Consider the following 793-nt stretch of genomic DNA (forward strand, 5'->3'; position numbering starts at 1 on the left):
CGGTGCGGTTGACCCACTCAATTTGAGCGATGGCGTTCTGTTCAGCGGCACGGGCGCCAACGGCACCATCACCGGCACCGATCTCGCTGCCGGCGGCAAGAGCCAGAACTTTACCGGCTTCGACAATTTTTCCTCCGACAATTCCACGCTGCGCTTCAACGGCGGCATACAAGGCATCAACCACCTCAACCTGGGCAGTGGCTCGACGCTGTTCATCAACGGCAACGTCACCATGCCGGGTTCGATCATCGCGACGAATTCGCTGATCGACATGACGAACGGTGTCGCTGGCGATGTGTTGACGCTAGGCGGCCTCACCCTCAACGGTGCCAGCATCGGCCTCGACATCAACCAGCAGACATCTCAGTCGGATCAGCTCATTGCCGATGCGTTTTCGGCAACCGGCGCCAATACCATCATCGTCAACCTGCTCGGCACGCCGCAATTTGCCGAGCCGACCGACATACCGCTCATTGTTTCGACCAACGGCCCGGTCGCCGGGACGTTCAGCGTCGCAGGCGTGCCCGGCACACCGGGTTCGCTTTTCACCTATGCGATCGTCACAGGCCCGAATGGCAGCGTGTTCCTGCGTGCCACGCCAGTCAATTTTGGCATTGCGGCGGCGCCGACCAGTGCCACCAACGCCGGCGCGGTCGCGGTGGCAATCGAGGCTCTCTACGGCATAAACCGCGACGCGCTCGATGCTGACCTGCATCTCTCGCCCGCATCCGGTTCTGGAATGGTGCCGGTTTCGGAAAGTTTCGGGGTCTTTGCTTCAGGCCAGTTCGCCCAT

1 pseudogene is annotated in these 793 nt (G+C 61.3%); it reads left to right on the forward strand.

Features of this window, described 5'->3' with window-relative positions:
• Nucleotides 1-793, forward strand: a pseudogene (locus EN932_RS37260) (autotransporter); the annotation flags it as partial.

Origin of the sequence: Mesorhizobium sp. M7A.F.Ca.US.002.01.1.1 (genome assembly GCF_004022955.1) — a bacterium.
Lineage (GTDB): Bacteria > Pseudomonadota > Alphaproteobacteria > Rhizobiales > Rhizobiaceae > Mesorhizobium > Mesorhizobium ciceri.